Consider the following 14208-nt stretch of genomic DNA (forward strand, 5'->3'; position numbering starts at 1 on the left):
GAATCGCATGACCGAATTCAAGGACACTCAGCAACAGCTCTCGAAGTTCCGCGTGCGCGTGGCGGCGGCGGGCGTGTTCGTGTTCGTCTGCTTCGGGCTGATCGGCTTCCGTTTCCTGTTCCTCCAGGTCTGGCACTACAGCAAGTACTCGCTGCAAGCGGACGAAAACCGCATCTCGGTCGCGCCGATCGTGCCGAACCGCGGCATCATCACCGACCGCAACGGCGTGGTGCTGGCCAAGAATTACTCGGCCTACACGCTTGAAATCACGCCGTCGAAGCTGAACGATTCGCTCGAAAACGTGATCGACAGCCTGGCCACGGTCGTCTCGATCGACGCACGCGACCGGCGCCGCTTCAAGAAGCTGCAGGAAGACTCGAAGAACTTCGAGAGCCTGCCGATCCGCACCCGCCTCACCGACGACGAAGTCGCGCGCTTCACCGCGCAGCGCTTCCGTTTCCCCGGCGTGGAAGTGCGCGCGCGCCTGTTCCGCCAATATCCGCTCGGGCCGACCGCGGCGCACGTGATCGGCTATATCGGCCGGATCTCGCAGCGCGACCAGGAACGCATCGACGACGCCAGCGACCAGAACGACAAGGACCCGGACCACTACGATCCGCGTCTGGACGCGAACAACTACAAGGGCACCGACTACATCGGCAAGATCGGCGTCGAGCAGAGCTACGAGACCGAGCTGCACGGCCAGACCGGTTTCGAGGAAGTCGAAGTCACCGCCGGCGGCCGGCCGGTGCGGACGTTGTCGCGCACCCAGGCGACGCCCGGCAACAACCTCGTGCTGTCGCTCGATATCGGCTTGCAGCAGGTCGCCGAGCAGGCATTCGCGGGCCGCCGCGGCGCGCTGGTCGCCATCGAGCCGGCCACGGGCGACGTGCTCGCCTTCGTGTCGGCGCCGAGCTTCGATCCCAATTCGTTCGTCGACGGCATCGATCAGCAAACCTGGGACGAGCTCAACAACTCGCCGGATCACCCGCTTCTGAACCGCCCGCTGCACGGCACCTATCCGCCGGGCTCGACCTACAAGCCGTTCATGGCGCTCGCCGCGCTGACGCTGCACAAGCGCACGCCGGGCTGGGGCTTCCAGGATCCGGGCTCGTACACGTTCGGGGGCCACACGTTCCGCAACGATGTGCGCTCGGGCCAGGGCTGGGTCGACATGAACCGCGCGATCGTGGTGTCGAACGACACGTATTTCTACATGCTCGCGCACGATCTCGGCGTCAATGCGATCGCCGGCTTCATGAAGCCGTGGGGTTTCGGCCAGATCACCGGCATCGACATTTCGGGCGAGGCGCGCGGCATTCTTCCTTCGACCGACTGGAAGCGCAAGGCGTATCGCAAGCCCGAGCAGCAACGCTGGTACGAAGGTGAAACGATCAGCCTCGGCATCGGCCAAGGCTACAACTCGTTCACGATTTTGCAACTCGCGCACGCCACCGCCACGCTTGCGAACAACGGCGTCGTGATGAAGCCGCACCTCGTGCGCGACGTCGAAAATCCGATCACCAAGGACACGCGCGCGGTCGTGCGCGATCCGACCGACAAGCTCGCCGTGAAGCAATCCGATATCGACATCATCAAGCGCGCGATGGAAGGCGTCGTGACCAACGGTACGGCGTCGAAACTGTTCATCGGCGCGCCGTATCTGGCGGCCGGCAAGACCGGCACGGCCCAGGTTTACTCGCTGCAGGGCGCGAACTACCGCGGCCATGCGACGACCGCCGAGCACCTGCGCGATCACGCGCTCTTCATTGCGTTCGCGCCCGCCGAGCAGCCGAAGATCGCGCTCGCGCTGATCGTGGAAAACGGCGGCTGGGGCGCGGAATCCGCCGGTCCGATCGCGCGACGTGTGCTCGATTATTACCTCGTCGGCAAGAACAAGCCCGGCGCGCAAGCAGCGGCTATCGCGACTGCGGCTTCCGCGACCCAGGATGCCTCCGCGCCCGAAGTGGGCGGCGCACCGGCACCTCAGGATGCGGCGACGCAGCCGGTCAGAATCGCCGCGGGCTTCACGGCGTTGCCGATGCCGGGCGCGGCTTCGGCGGCAGCGGCGGCTTCTGCCGCGGCGGCGGCATCCGCATCGGCGGCGGCATCGGCGGCGGTGGGCTCATCGGCGCCCGCTGCGACGGGTGCGGGGGCGTCGGCAGCCACGCCCGCGTCCTCCGCCGTAAAGACGCCGCGCAAACCCCGCGCTCCGCATCCACCCCGTCCGGGTAGCGAGCCGGCGCCGAGCGCCGCCGCACGCCCGGAAGGAAATCCCGTCGGAGAACCGTCGCGGGATAACGGCACTCAGCCCACGTCGCCACGCCAGCCGGTTTCCGGCGGCATCGACGAGTAAGGAGAAAGGCATGCAATTCGACAAGCGCGCCTGGCTCGACCGCATCAAGCGGATGTTCGCGGGCTTCGACCGTCCGCTCGCACTGATCGTGTTCCTGCTGTTGTGCGTCGGCCTCATCACGTTGTACAGCGCGAGTCTGGACGTTCCCGGCCGCGTGGAAGATCAACTGCGCAACATCATGCTGACGTTCCTACTGATGTGGGCGCTTGCCAATGTGCCGCCCACCATGCTGATGCGCTTCGCCGTCCCGCTTTATACGTTCGGCATCGCGTTACTGGTCGCGGTGGCGTTGTTCGGCCTCACGCGCAAGGGTGCGAAGCGCTGGATCAACGTCGGCGTGGTGATCCAGCCTTCGGAGATGCTGAAGATCGCCACACCGTTGATGCTCGCGTGGTACTACCAGCGCCGCGAAGGCGTGATGCGCTGGTACGACTACCTCGTCGGTCTGCTGATTCTCGCGGTGCCGGTCGGACTGATCGCCAAGCAGCCCGACCTCGGCACCGCCGTGCTGGTGTTCGCGGCCGGGTTCTTCGTGATCTACTTCGCGGGTCTGAGTTTCAAGCTGATCGTGCCGGTGCTGCTTGCCGGGGTGATCGCGGTCGGCTCCATCGCGGCGTTTCAGGACAAGATCTGCCAGCCGCAAGTGCAGTGGCCGCTCATGCACGACTATCAGAAGCACCGCATCTGCACGCTGCTCGATCCGACCTCCGATCCGCTCGGCAAGGGCTTCCATACGATCCAGGCGGTGATTGCAATCGGCTCGGGCGGCCCGCTCGGCAAGGGCTGGCTGAAGGGCACGCAGGCGCATCTGGAATTCATCCCCGAGAAGCACACCGACTTCATCTTCGCCGTGTTCGCCGAAGAATTCGGGCTGGCGGGAGGGATCGTATTACTCGTCCTGTACATGCTATTGATCGCGCGCGGACTCTATATCGCGGCCAATGGAGCCACGCTGTTCGGGCGTCTGCTGGCCGGATCGCTGACGATGGCGTTTTTCACCTACGCGTTCGTCAACATCGGCATGGTGAGCGGAATCTTGCCGGTGGTAGGCGTGCCGTTGCCGTTCATGAGTTACGGCGGCACCGCGCTCACTACGCTGGGGGTCGCGGCCGGCCTGATCATGAACGTCGCGCGACAGAAACGGTTGATGCAGAGCTAGCGCTCCAGCGCGCTGGCAACCGCAAACCGATGCGGGCTGTCGCAAGCAAAGCGCCGCAACGAATTCGACGAACCGGAAGGAGCGCCCTGTTTCGTTTACGGCGTCGTTCACCGCAGCGTTCACTGCGGTTTCACTTCCTTCCGATCCCGTAACTGCGTGCTGAGCTCCTGGTACTTGAGCCGCGCCGCCGGATCGCCCTGTGCCGCGGCGGCCGCGTAATAGGCACGCGCCACGTTCAGGTTCTTGTCCACGCCGTCGCCGCCGCGCTCGTAGAACGAGCCCGTCACGTATTGCGCGGTCATGTCGCCGCCCTCTGCCGCTTTCTTGTACCAGACGAATGCCTGCTTGTTGTCGCGCTCGGTGCCGCGGCCGTCGAGGAACTGGTTGGCAAGCGCAAGCTCCGCCTGCACGTGCCCTTGCTGCGCGGCCTTCAGGAACCAGCGATGCGCCTCGACCGGATCGCGCCCGACGAACTCGCCATCGTCGTACATCTTGCCGTACACGTATTGCGCGTGAGACATGTTGGCGTCGGCGGCCTTGCGCAGCCACTTCTTGCCTTCGTCGACGTTGGCCGGGGTGCCTTCGCCGTTGAGCAGCATCATCGCGTAATTGAACTCGGCGAGCCGGCTGCCGCGCTCGGCGGCCTTCCGGAATTCGGCAAGCGCCGCGGTCAGATTGCCGGCGTTGTAGTCCGCGACCGCGGTTTGCGTCTCGGCATCGGAAGGCTTCGCGACCCGGTCCTGCGCATGCGCCGCCACGTTCGCCATGAACACCGCCGCAATCGCCAGGCGCGCGACGACGCCCTGCACCTTCACCTTCATGACCTCACCTCCTGCAACGCCTGGCGAGTCGCGCGCAACATCCACAAGACGTCGGCGGCCAGCGCGATAAAACGAAAACCGGCATCGCGATACTGCCTCGCGCTCACGGCGTCCATGGCGAAAATGCCCGCCGCGATGCCGGCCTTGTCGGCGGCGCTGACGATGCGCGCCATCGCCGCCTGCACGTCGGCGTGCTTCGAATCGCCGAGATGACCGAGGCTCGCGGCCAGGTCGGCCGGTCCCACGAACAGGCAATCGACGCCTGGGGTCGCCGCGATCTTTTCCACTTCTTCGAGGCTGCGCGCCGACTCGATCTGCACGATGGTCGAGATCTGCGCATTCGCCGTCTGCACGTAATCGCGCCGCATGCCGTAGGCTCCCGCCCGCACCATGCCGGCGACGCCGCGCTGACCGTCGAGCGCCTCGGCGCTCGGATATTGCGTGAGACGCACGGCATGCGCCGCTTCGTCCGCCGACGCGATATTCGGGAACATCAGCGTGCGCGCGCCGGCATCCAGAACGCGCTTGACGAGCCACGCCTCGGTGGCCGGCACGCGCACCACCGGCTCGCTCGGCAGATGCGCCGCCGCGATCGCGCGCAATTGCGAAGTAACGTCGCCGCTATCGTTCGGCGCGTGTTCCATGTCGATCAGCAACCAGTCGAAACCCGCGTGCGCGAGCGCCTCCGCCGCGGCGTCGCTGCCGAGCGACAGCCACAGACCGAACAGCGGATCGGCTTCCTTCAAACGTTGCTTGAGGGGATTGGTGAAAGTGCTCATCGGCGCGCTCCGTCACGGCGACGGGATACGTCGCGCGGAAAGCGACTCAGGATGCGGGTGATGCAGTGCAGGCGAACGCCAGGACTCTCGCGGCCCGGCTGCCTGCTGCGACGCAATGCGGTGACCGGCATGTCTCGCTCCGTATGGTTATCGGAGCGATCATACCGTGACAATAACGCGGGGGTTCGGCGTGCGCGATCGGCCCTGGCGCTTAATCGCGGACCACGTCGGCCCAGCAATTCGGCGTCTCGTACAGACGCAGCTTGTGTAGACGCAGATTCACGCCGTAATGCGCGTCGTAGACGTTCGCAAGAATGTCGAACGCGACGGCGGCAAGATTCTCGACAGTAGGGATGCGGTCGAGCACGACCGTCTTGTGGCCGGCCATCGTTTCCAGAAAGCCGCGCACCTGCGTATCGCCTTCGTAGACGAGGAACGCATGGTCCCACTTGTCGACCAGATGCTCGACGGCGAGCGACTTCACATCGGCGAAGTCCATCACCATGCCGCGGTCGGGCGCGCCTTCGGTGTCGACCAGATCGCCTTGCAGCGTGATTTCGAGCACGTAGCGGTGGCCGTGCAGGTTACGGCACTGGCTGCGGTGATCGGGGATGCGGTGACCCGCGTCGAATTCGAGTTTTCGTGTAATCGTCAGCACGGCAAGTCAGGGAATGTTCAGATACTTGTGGGTCTGCATCGACAGGCGCCATTGCGGATGGCGTTTGCACCAGTCGATCGCGAGTTTGGTGTTGATGTCGCGCGACGGGCCGTCCATGGGCTGGACGAGGAAATACTCGAAGTCGAGCTTCGCATAGTCGGACAGGCGCTGGTTGTCCTGCGGAATCACGACCTTCAGTTCGTTGCCCTTGGTGACGACGAGCGGCGCGTCGGCTTTCGGGCTCACGCAAATCCAGTCGATGGTCTTGAGCACCGGCAGCGAGCCGTTGGTTTCGATGGCGATTTCAAAGCCGGCCGCATGCAGCGCGTCGACGAAAGGCGGGTCGATCTGCAGCATCGGCTCACCGCCGGTGCACACCACGAAGCGCTCGCCCTCGCCTTGCGGCCACAGCGACGCGATCATTTGCACGAGTTCCTCGGCGCTACGGTATTTGCCGCCGTTCTCGCCATCGGTGCCGACGAAATCGGTATCGCAGAAGCGGCACACGGCATCCGCACGATCTTCCTCGCGGCCCGACCACAGATTGCAGCCGGCGAACCGGCAGAACACGGCCGGACGCCCGGCGTTCGCGCCCTCGCCCTGCAACGTGTAGAAGATTTCCTTGACCGCGTAAGTCATGCTGCTTTTTGCCTCGTGTTCCTGAAGATACTGCCTGTTCGCATGCTGCCGGGGCCAGGCGTAGGTGCTGCCCAGCGCCCCGTATTCAAGTTCGCCGCGCGGCGTATGCCGGCGTCGGCGTCAAAACCAGACCCGGCCTCACACCGGCTCGGTGACCTTTTCGCCGGCCAGATACGCTTCGTAGCCGCGCTTGCGCAAGCGGCACGCCGGGCATTCGCCGCAACCGAAACCCCACGCATGCAATTCCGCGCGCTCGCCGACGTAGCATGTATGCGTTTCAACGCGCACCAACTCGACCAGTTCGTCGCCGCCCAGCTCGTGCGCGAGACGCCACGTGTCCGCCTTGTCGAGCCACATGAGCGGCGTTTCGAGCAGAAAACGCGAGTCCATGCCGAGGTTCAACGCAACCTGCAATGCCTTCATCGTGTCGTCGCGGCAATCGGGATAGCCGGAAAAATCCGTCTCGCACATTCCGCCGACCAGCACTTGCAAACCGCGCCGATACGCGATGGCCGCGGCAATCGTCATGAACATCAGGTTACGGCCCGGCACGAACGTATTCGGCAAACCGTTGGCCGTGGCTTCGATCGCGATTTCGCGCGTCATGGCGGTATCGCTGATCGAGCCCAAGACCGACAAGTCGATCATATGATCGTCGCCGAGGCGCTTCGCCCACGCCGGAAATGCGCGCGCGACGGCCTGACGGAATCCTTCGCGGCATTCAAGTTCGACGCGATGCCGCTGACCGTAATCGAAGCCGAGCGTCTCGACCGTTTCGTAGCGTTCGAGCGCCCAAGCGAGGCACGTGGCGGAATCCTGGCCGCCGGAAAACAGCACGAGAGCGCTACGTTTAGCGTCTTTGCGGATCACCGTGAAACTCCGTGAATGATGAGCGCCGCGTCGCGCTGCGCGAGGTGCGCCATGCGAGCAACGCGACGCGTGCCGGCATTGCTGCCGGCCCAAATCAGTATAGGCCGCGCCTTCCGCGCGCAGAGTCGCTGGGCGTTATACCGATCGTCGGGCGAAAGCTTTGGTGCCAGTTGCCGATTGTCGCCCTGGCCGCTCCCATGCCGGGTTGCAGCGCAAAAGGTCCGCCCAGAAACGCCAAAGGACTTGGCTGGCGCAGCGGCACTCAGGCGACCCACTCGCATGCAAGTCCTTGAACTGACGCGATTTTATCATGCGACGCCGAATACCGCCGCGCCCGTCTCGGCACACCGCGCGTACAGGCCGAAGCAACGAAAGCCCGTCAGAAAAGGAAAAGCCCCAGGAATCTTGCGATTTCCTGGGGCTGAATCCTGGTGGCCTGGGACGGAATCGAACCATCGACACGCGGATTTTCAATCCGCTGCTCTACCAACTGAGCTACCGGGCCAACGAAGAACGAAATGATATCAAAGGGTCAGCAGGCGGGCAAGTCCCTTCTCGAAAAATCTGCCCTTGCGGCCATCGCGCGCCGGCCACAAGGGCTACTTATTCCCCTTTGTTCTTGCCGAGATCGACGCCGAGCTGCTTGAGCTTGCGGTACAGGTGCGTGCGCTCCAGACCGGTTTTTTCGGCGACGCGCGTCATGCTGCCGTTCTCACGTGCGAGGTGATATTCGAAGTACGCGCGCTCGAAGGCGTCGCGCGCGTCGCGCAACGGGATATCGAACGAGATCGAGGCCGTTTGCGCGGCCAACGCGCCGCTGCCCATACCGTCCGCGGACAGCATCGGCAACGCGGCCGCCGAAGCCACGGCCGAGGCGCTGACCGGCAACATCGGCTTCGCCGCCGCGCCGCCGGGCGCACTCGCCGCATTGCCACGCGCGAGGCCCTGCTCGACGGCCTTCAGCAGCTTTTGCAACGCGATCGGCTTCTCGAGAAAATTGAGCGCGCCGATCTTGGTCGCTTCCACCGCGGTATCGATGGTTGCGTGACCGGACATCATGATCACCGGCATGGTCAGTTGCCCCTGCGCGGCCCACTCCTTGAGCAACGTCACGCCGTCGGTGTCGGGCATCCAGATGTCGAGCAGCACCAGATCCGGCGCCTGGCGCAAGCGGAACTCGCGCGCTTCCTGCGCGTTTTCCGCGGCCTCCACGACATGCCCCTCGTCGCTCAGGATCTCCGAGAGCAATTCCCGGATGCCCATTTCATCATCTACCACCAGGATGGTTGCCATTTACGCTGCCCTTGTCTGCACTGTTGCTTTTGTCGTTCCCTGCGACGCACCGCCGTGCGCCGGCCGCGACCCTGTTTCGGGCGCCGCGGCATCGTCTGCCAGTTGAAGGAAGAGAATCGAAATCTGCGCGCCCTCGACCACATCGCCCGCTTTCATCCGGTTGCGAACGTCGATGCGCGCGCCATGTTCGTCGACGATCTTCTTGACCATCGCAAGACCCAGACCCGTACCTTTGGCCTTGGTCGTGACGTAAGGCTCGAATGCACGGGTGAGGATACGCGTGGGGAAACCGGGTCCGTTATCCGACACCGTCAGACGCACCGCGACACGTACTTTGCCTTCCGCGTCGGGGTCTCCGTATTCTACTGTCCTCGTTTCGAGCAGCACATGCGGCTGTTCGACGTCGGCTACCGCATCCTGCGCATTCTGCAGCAGGTTGTGAATCACCTGACGCAATTGCGTCGCATCGCCCCGGATCGCCGGCAACGCCGCGAGTTCGACCTGAATCGCGCTTTTGCCTTCCTCGATACCGTACAGCGTCAGCACCTCGCTGACCAGTTCGTTCAGTTGCAGATGCGCGAGCACGGCCGGGGGCGTGCGCGCATAGTCGCGGAAATTGTCGACCATCTGCTTCATTGCCGCGACCTGGTTGACGATCGTGGTCGCGCCGCGCTTCAACACATCGGCGTCCGTCGGCGACAGCTTGTCGGCGAGCTTCATTTGCAGACGCTCCGCGGAAAGCTGGATCGGCGTGAGCGGATTCTTGATCTCGTGCGCGAGGCGGCGCGCGACTTCGCCCCACGCGATCGAACGCTGCGCGGAGATCACGTCGGAAATGTCGTCGAACACGACCACGTAGCCGGACGTTTGCATGTCTTCCGCGTCGCGGTCGGTGGCGGAGACGAGGCGCGCGCCGCGCACGAGCAACGTGAGCGGCTCCGTCTCGCCCGGCACCTGCACCGAGAATTGCTGCTGCCAATGGCCGCGGTCGTCGTGACCGTCGCCGCTCGCCGCTTCGCGATCGGCAAAGGCCTTGCGCACCATGCCGCCGAATTCGCTCAACACGCCGATCTGCTCGAGCGCGGAACCCATCACCGTCTGGAACGGCTGACGGAAAATCCGCTCGGCGCCGCGGTTCGCGGTGGTGAGACGGAATTGCCGGTCGAACACGAACACGCCCGCGGTCAGGTTCGCGAGAATGCTTTCCAGATACGCCTTCGAATGTTCGAGCGCGATGCGGTTGTTTTCGACCGCCGCGCGCGCCTCGGACAACTGCCGCGTCATCGCATTGAACGATTGCGTGAGGAAGCCCAATTCGTCGCGCGACTTGATTTCGCGCTTCGGCGTGTAGTCGCCTTCGGTAATTTCCTTCGTGCCCTGCGCAAGCAGGAACAACGGCCGCGCGAGCTGATTGCCGAGCGCGAGCGCCAGCATCATCGCGATGAAGGTGGCGAGAAACAGCGCGAGCGTGAGCGTGCCGATATACATCTTGCGCAAGCCGGTGCGCCCCAGCGCCTTCTCCTGATACTCGCGATACGCGCGCTGCACCGCGTCGGCGTTGCGTGCGAGCGATGGCGGCACCGGCTGCGTGAGTTGCAGGAAGCGTTCAGTGGGCTGCAACAGCGCCGCGTTCGAATCGGGAATACGCTGCACGATGCGCAGCCGCAACGCGCCCTTGCTGCCATGCGCGCGCGGATCGCCGTCGACTTCGCCTTCGATCGCCGCATAACCGCGGCCGCGCGCCTGGTCGATCATCAGCGGCGTGGGCAGATCGTTCGGCACGAGCGTCGCGTAATTGCTGGAGGCTTGCGCGACCACATGCATATCCGGCGTCGCGCCCGACATGCTGCGCGTGGGTTCGACGATCGTCGCGTCCTGCACGCCGAACTGATCGCGCAAGCGCAGGAGCGTGAGCGTGGTGCCGGCCGCGTCCGCGCTCGCCAGCTGTTCGGACATCAGGCGGCCCTTGGTTTGCAGATCGGACAGCGATGCGTCGAGCATGCCGCGGCCGAGATTCAGGCCCGAGGTCAGGGCGGTTTCAACGTTCACGTCGAACCACGACTCGATACTGCGCGACACGAACTGATACGAGACGACGTAGATGATGCCGCCCGGCACCACGCCGACCAGCGCCATGAAGAACGCGAGTTTCGCCAGCAGCCGCGTGCCGAACTTCCCCTTTCGCAGCCGCACGATGATGATGATGACGAGCGTCGCCACCACCAGCAGAAAGATCATCGCGACCACGAGGTTCGCGGCATAGAGCCACTGGTAATAGCGGTCGAAGAATTCGGTATTCGCGCTCGCTGCGGCCAGCAGCACGAGCAGCAGCACGGCGGTCACCGCGACCGTGGACACCAGCACGCGCACGACGACGCTGCTGACACTGGTGGCTCGGCGCACTCTATTTAGCACGTTCGGTCACCGTGAAGGTAAAGCGCTTCCATTCGGACGCGAGGTTCCAGTCGCGGTTGTTCACCGCGTCGATCTGGAACGGCTTGGGCATCAGCGCGATGTCGAGTTGCATGCGCACCGACGCGGTGTAAGTCTCGCCGACGTTCACCTGATTGCGCTCGATCACATGCCACGACGGAATGTGCTTGATCACCGCGAGCGCGTCCTTGAGGGTGGTGAAGCCGAGCTGCAAACCGCCGGACGACACGCTCGACACGCGGTATTCGCGCGTCAGCGGCTGGAACGACAGGCGGATGCTCTGCGACACGCTCACCGGTTGCTCGTCGAACCAGTACCAGCGCGGCCGGCTTAGTTCGAAGTCGGTCGTGAAGTAAAGCGGAATGCCTTTATTGACGGCGTCTTCGAGATTGCTGTTCAAGTCGAAGTCGAAACGCGCGTCGAGGCTCCAGCCGGAGTTGTCGGCTTGCAGCGACGCACGCTGCACCGCGATCGAGTCGGCGTGCGCCACGCCCGGTGCGGCCAGCCATACGGCCAGCGCGATCCAGAGCACGGCGGCGAGCCGAAGCGGAAGGAAGCGTTTGATGGTCACCGTTTCTGAAAGCGCGCGTAGAAGAATCCGTCGTGGTCTGAGTTCGCGCCGTCGCTCGCTTCAGCGAGTTGTCCGGCATCGGAACCGGCCGATGTATCGGCGGGCGCGCGAGCGACTGTAGGTAAAAGTTGCCCCGGCGCGTCCAATCGTACCGCATCCTGATACTTGTTTCCAAACCACTGCGCCTGCAATTCGCCTTCTTCTGGAAAGATCGAACACGTAACGTAGAGCAACTCGCCGCCTGGCTTCACGAGCGGCCAAAGCGCGCCGAGAATGCGGCGCTGTTCGGCGACCAGTGCGGGAATATCGGATTCGCGGCGCAGCCAGCGGATATCCGGATGACGCCGCACGATGCCCGACGCCGAACACGGCACATCGGCCAGGATGCGATCGAACGGCTGGTCGATGTCGTCGTGCCATTTTGCCGGCGCGCCCGCGTCGCCGATCCGCACTTCCGCCTCGAGCTTGAGCCGCTGCAGGTTTTCGCCGATGCGGCGCGCGCGCGAGACGTCGCTTTCGAGCGCCACGAGTTGAAGGTTGGCGAGTTCGAGCAGATGCCCGGTCTTGCCGCCGGGCGCTGCGCACGCGTCGAGCACGCGCATGCCGTCGCGCACGCCGAGCAGTTGAGCGGCGAGTTGCGCACCGGCGTCTTGCACTGAGACTACACCGTCCTCGAAGCCGGGAATGCGGTCAACCGGCATTGGCGCGGCCAGCTTGACGGCGTGGTCGCCGGCTTTGCTCGCCAGAATGTGATGGTCCGCGAGCACTTGCAGGTAGGCGTCCACCGTCGAGCGGCGGGCGTTCACACGCAGGGTGAGCGGGCCTTGGCTATTGCCGGCCGCGAGCACCGTTTGCCAGGCGTCGGGCCATGCGCGTTTCACTGCCTCGATCCACCACGCCGGATAGTTCCAGCGCGCGACTTCGTCGGCTTGCGCGGCGTTCAGCAGCGCCTCACGCTCGCGCAAAAAATTGCGCAGCACCGCGTTGACGAGGCCCTTGGCGAACGCGAATTCGCGACGCGCGCCGATCGCGCTCACCGCCTGGTCGACCACCGTGAACGGGGTGTAGGCGGCGCTCGCTTCGTCGTCGACGAACAAGGCCAGCGCGCACGCGAGCACGTGGCCGACGTGCGGCGGCGGCGCTTTCTTCACCAGTTTCGCGATCAGCCATTCGGCGGTTGCGAGACGCCGCATGGTGCGGTACGCAATGTCCTGCACCGCGCCGCGTGCGGCGGCGGCGCTACCCTCAGGCGCGTTCACGAATACGGATTGCAGCGCGGCGGGCAAAGCCGCGCCGAGACGCACGGCGCCGACGGCCTGGCCCGCGCTGTCGAGCGCGAAGGCGAGCGATTCGGGCGCGAGATGCAGCATCGACAAACGGGATTCGCGCGGACGCGCCGACGGCGAAGCAGAACGCGAAGAAGATTTTTGGGTCATGAAAAAGGCAAGGGCGGGTAGCGCGGTGCGCGCGACGCAAACAGCGGACATTGTAGCGTGGCGCGGCAACGGGGCTTGTGCGACGGGGGGCTTGGCGGAGCCGACGGGTGCGTGAAGGAGACGGTCGAGCCCGTACTTAGCGCATACGCCGCGTAGATCGCTCGGGTTTCGCGAAGCCAGGCTCTGCGCGACTTCGCGCGCACGCGGGACGCCGCTGCCGCTCGCGCGATTTTTACTGCCCGAAAAAAAGGCGAGCCCGCGGGCTCGCCCTTCATCGCACCACGTTGACTGCACGCAGCGCTCGTCGCTCGTTATTCGAAGCGCCCCGTGCGCGCCATTTCCATCAGACGCGCGATGCGTTCCTCGGTGGCCGGGTGCGTGGAGAACAGATTCGCGATGCTGCCCCCCGATAGCGGATTCATGATCATCATCTGCGCGGTAGCAGGATGCTGCTCGGCCGTGGGAAACGGAATGCCGCTCGCGTAGCGGTGGATCTTGTCGAGCGCCGAGGCAAGCGCCTGCGGGTCGCCGGAAATCTGCGCGCCGCCACGATCCGCTTCGAATTCCCGCGCGCGCGAAATCGCCATCTGGATCAGCGCACCCGCGATCGGCGCCAGCAGCGCGACGGCGATGCCCGCGATCGGGTTCGTGGGACGGCCGTTTTCGTCGCGGCCACCGAAGAACATCGCGAAGTTCGCCAGCGCGGAAATCGCGCCGGCCATGGTCGCCGAAATGGTCGAGATGAGAATGTCGCGGTGCTTCACGTGCGCCAGTTCGTGCGCCATCACGCCGCGCATTTCGCGCTCCGACAACACGCGCAAAATACCCGTGGTCGCGGCAACCGCGGCGTGCTCCGGATTGCGGCCCGTGGCGAATGCGTTCGGCGCGTCTTCGTTGATCAGATAGACGCGCGGCATCGGCAGATTCGCGCGCGTGGAGAGTTCGCGCACCATGCGATAGAACTGCGGCGCGCTGGTTTCGTCGACTTCCTGCGCGTTGTACATGCGCAGGACCATCTTGTCCGAGAACCAGTACGAAAAGAAATTCATGCCGAGGGCGATCACGAGCGCGATCATCATGCCGCGCGACCCGCCGATCATCCCGCCGATCACGATGAAAAGGGCCGTGATCGCGGCCATCAACATCGCGGTTTTGACCCAATTGAACATGTCTGCAACTCCTTGCCCTAACGC

12 protein-coding genes and 1 tRNA gene are annotated in these 14208 nt (G+C 64.6%); 2 read left to right on the forward strand and 11 right to left on the reverse strand.

Features of this window, described 5'->3' with window-relative positions; translation table 11 throughout:
• Nucleotides 1–7 precede the first annotated feature (7 nt).
• Nucleotides 8–2356 carry a penicillin-binding protein 2 gene (gene mrdA / locus ACTJLC_RS26265; RefSeq protein WP_440845672.1) on the forward strand — a complete coding sequence of 783 codons (2349 nt, stop codon included), beginning with the start codon at nt 8–10 and terminating at the stop codon, nt 2354–2356.
• A gap of 10 nt (nt 2357–2366) precedes the next feature.
• Complete coding sequence (rodA, locus tag ACTJLC_RS26270) at nt 2367–3515, forward strand: rod shape-determining protein RodA (protein WP_310123267.1); 1149 nt, start codon at nt 2367–2369, stop codon at nt 3513–3515.
• Between the two features lie 119 nt (nt 3516–3634).
• Here rodA and ACTJLC_RS26275 read toward each other — a convergent pair whose 3' ends face one another.
• From ACTJLC_RS26275 to htpX, 11 genes are all read right to left on the reverse strand, one after another.
• On the reverse strand, nt 3635–4336 hold the full coding sequence (locus tag ACTJLC_RS26275; protein ID WP_440845674.1) for a tetratricopeptide repeat protein: 702 nt from the start codon (nt 4334–4336) through the stop codon (nt 3635–3637).
• Complete coding sequence (locus ACTJLC_RS26280; RefSeq protein ID WP_114161683.1) at nt 4333–5115, reverse strand: HpcH/HpaI aldolase family protein; 783 nt, start codon at nt 5113–5115, stop codon at nt 4333–4335. The genes ACTJLC_RS26275 and ACTJLC_RS26280 overlap by 4 nt, the downstream gene beginning before the upstream one ends.
• 211 nt (nt 5116–5326) lie before the next feature.
• On the reverse strand, nt 5327–5770 hold the full coding sequence (gene queD, locus ACTJLC_RS26285) for a 6-carboxytetrahydropterin synthase QueD (RefSeq protein WP_090518804.1): 444 nt from the start codon (nt 5768–5770) through the stop codon (nt 5327–5329).
• Nucleotides 5771–5779: 9 nt separating this feature from the next.
• Nucleotides 5780–6412 (reverse strand): 7-carboxy-7-deazaguanine synthase, encoded by a 633-nt coding sequence (gene queE, locus ACTJLC_RS26290; protein WP_440845676.1) that lies wholly within the window; start codon nt 6410–6412, stop codon nt 5780–5782.
• A 138-nt stretch (nt 6413–6550) separates the two neighbouring features.
• Nucleotides 6551–7282 (reverse strand): 7-cyano-7-deazaguanine synthase QueC, encoded by a 732-nt coding sequence (gene queC / locus ACTJLC_RS26295; RefSeq protein WP_073430350.1) that lies wholly within the window; start codon nt 7280–7282, stop codon nt 6551–6553.
• Nucleotides 7283–7711: 429 nt separating this feature from the next.
• Nucleotides 7712–7787, reverse strand: a tRNA-Phe gene (locus tag ACTJLC_RS26300).
• Nucleotides 7788–7885: 98 nt separating this feature from the next.
• Entirely contained in the window at nt 7886–8575 is a 690-nt protein-coding gene (esaR, locus tag ACTJLC_RS26305; RefSeq protein WP_114161681.1) for a response regulator transcription factor EsaR, read from the reverse strand.
• Nucleotides 8576–10990 (reverse strand): sensor histidine kinase, encoded by a 2415-nt coding sequence (locus ACTJLC_RS26310; RefSeq protein WP_073430352.1) that lies wholly within the window; start codon nt 10988–10990, stop codon nt 8576–8578.
• On the reverse strand, nt 10980–11579 hold the full coding sequence (locus ACTJLC_RS26315; protein ID WP_073430353.1) for a DUF4390 domain-containing protein: 600 nt from the start codon (nt 11577–11579) through the stop codon (nt 10980–10982). Before ACTJLC_RS26315 ends, ACTJLC_RS26310 begins: the two co-directional genes overlap by 11 nt.
• A complete protein-coding gene (gene rsmB / locus ACTJLC_RS26320; RefSeq protein ID WP_440845680.1) occupies nt 11576–13015 on the reverse strand; it encodes a 16S rRNA (cytosine(967)-C(5))-methyltransferase RsmB in 1440 nt (479 codons plus the stop codon). The genes ACTJLC_RS26315 and rsmB overlap by 4 nt, the downstream gene beginning before the upstream one ends.
• Before the next feature lie 311 nt (nt 13016–13326).
• Nucleotides 13327–14184, reverse strand: coding sequence for a zinc metalloprotease HtpX (htpX, locus tag ACTJLC_RS26325; RefSeq protein ID WP_073430355.1), 858 nt, complete (start codon nt 14182–14184; stop codon nt 13327–13329).
• Between the last annotated feature and the right edge of the window lie 24 nt (nt 14185–14208).

The organism is Paraburkholderia sp. 22099 (assembly GCF_052045835.1).
Classification (GTDB): Bacteria; Pseudomonadota; Gammaproteobacteria; order Burkholderiales; family Burkholderiaceae; genus Paraburkholderia; species Paraburkholderia terricola.

Coding starts and splice junctions, on each gene's coding strand:
- rodA (WP_310123267.1), top strand. CDS start 2,367: ATGCAATTCGACAAGCGCGCCTGGCTCGACCGCATCAAGCGGATGTTC.
- ACTJLC_RS26275 (WP_440845674.1), bottom strand. CDS start 4,336: ATGAAGGTGAAGGTGCAGGGCGTCGTCGCGCGCCTGGCGATTGCGGCG.
- htpX (WP_073430355.1), bottom strand. CDS start 14,184: ATGTTCAATTGGGTCAAAACCGCGATGTTGATGGCCGCGATCACGGCC.
- ACTJLC_RS26280 (WP_114161683.1), bottom strand. CDS start 5,115: ATGAGCACTTTCACCAATCCCCTCAAGCAACGTTTGAAGGAAGCCGAT.
- rsmB (WP_440845680.1), bottom strand. CDS start 13,015: ATGACCCAAAAATCTTCTTCGCGTTCTGCTTCGCCGTCGGCGCGTCCG.
- queE (WP_440845676.1), bottom strand. CDS start 6,412: ATGACTTACGCGGTCAAGGAAATCTTCTACACGTTGCAGGGCGAGGGC.
- esaR (WP_114161681.1), bottom strand. CDS start 8,575: ATGGCAACCATCCTGGTGGTAGATGATGAAATGGGCATCCGGGAATTG.
- mrdA (WP_440845672.1), top strand. CDS start 8: ATGACCGAATTCAAGGACACTCAGCAACAGCTCTCGAAGTTCCGCGTG.